Annotated in this window: 1 protein-coding gene; it reads right to left on the minus strand. The window is 37.8% G+C overall.

Features of this window, described 5'->3' with window-relative positions; translation table 11 throughout:
- Window positions 1–123: 123 nt before the first annotated feature.
- The gene (locus H8K32_RS19920) at window positions 124–561 is read right to left on the minus strand and encodes an AAA family ATPase (protein ID WP_186914378.1); all 438 of its coding nucleotides are present in this window, start codon (window positions 559–561) and stop codon (window positions 124–126) included.
- Between the last annotated feature and the right edge of the window lie 492 nt (window positions 562–1,053).

The raw sequence follows: 1,053 nt of genomic DNA on the forward strand, positions 1-1,053 counted from the left end.
TGTGTCGCCGACGCCGTCTAGGCGTATTGATTCCATCTTCCATCATGTACAAGTGTCCACTTAATAAGTGGACACGATCATCTACGCTTACGCTCTTAACTTCAAGATGACTTCACCGGGTGCTTACCTAACTGGCTTGGCATCCCCCTTTTCACTAATCGGAATAAATGGTGCAAGGTGCGTCATCAAATCTTCATCATTAAAGTCCACTTTAACCATCAAGTTGAACTCTAAATTCGGAGTCCCCAAGCTTTCAAACTTTGTTGCATTATTCTCGTCAAACGCTTTCTTGTAGTCTTCGAATAATTCATTTAAGTATGAGAGATTGAAGTCTGATGCTGATGGCTGCTCGTTACCACATAGCAATTTCAATGCATTGACAACGGTCGTTTTACCGGAATTATTCTTGCCAATAATTAAAGTAGTGGATCGAGAAATTGCTGTCTTTGCCTGCTTTTCATCAGGACTTCTTGCAATAGCTTCAGGCTTGACGAAGCATACGGTATTATCCGTAGAACGAAATTTTCGATAATTTTTTACGGTTAGACTTTCTAAATGCACGGGATTTACTTTCTAAAGATGGTTAAAGCTTCCTGAAATCTAACACTGAACGAAACAATTAATTTTCTTAGCAATTGTCGGTTAGTAGGCGATACACAAGCTTTTTTAATGTTCGATTTAATTTAAAAATGCAAGCTATAACCACCAACCAATTTACATGTTTTTCCTGATCCTACTGTACTTAATGCCATAGTTATAAATGGAGTCGCTCTCTTGAGCATTTTGCAAGCATGGATGCAAAAAAGTAAGATGTCAATATTTCATCTAAAACATCAGAAACCCTAAAAAAAAACCCGCATACTCACTGGGAGACATGCGGGTTTTTGGTGTTTCTTGGTACTGCTTGAAACTTAATATTGGCGGAGGGGGGAAGACGAATAATGTCTTGAAACCCGCATGAATAAAGGACTTTTCATTTTTAAAAATCAAAGATACCGTCATAGATACCGTCAAAAAGTTTTTCTTATCTCTTTGTTGTTATTAATGCACTAT

Source organism: Cognatundibacterium jejuense, from assembly GCF_014284255.1.
GTDB lineage: Bacteria > Pseudomonadota > Gammaproteobacteria > Burkholderiales > Burkholderiaceae_D > Undibacterium > Undibacterium jejuense.